Consider the following 218-nt stretch of genomic DNA (forward strand, 5'->3'; position numbering starts at 1 on the left):
TGCATATGGAATGTTAGGATTACAAACTCCCATCTATTTTATTTTTTCGGTTGGTTTATATATTTTTGCTTTGAATTATTATTATAAGAATCATATTAAAAAACTTCAGGAATCAATCAAAAAATCAAAATCATCGAAAAAAAACTCTAGTTTTGGAGTAGTGGCTTTTGTAGTATTGGGTCAACTCATTGCTAATATCAGTCTTGGTTTTGCAACAC

Annotated in this window: 1 pseudogene; it reads left to right on the forward strand. The window is 28.4% G+C overall.

The annotated features are described in order from the left end of the window. Positions 1-218, forward strand: a pseudogene (locus tag HMPREF2590_RS30115) (hypothetical protein); the annotation flags it as partial.

The sequence above is a fragment of the Bacillus sp. HMSC036E02 genome, assembly GCF_001836235.1.
GTDB classification, from domain to species: domain Bacteria; phylum Bacillota; class Bacilli; order Bacillales; family Bacillaceae_G; genus Bacillus_A; species Bacillus_A cereus.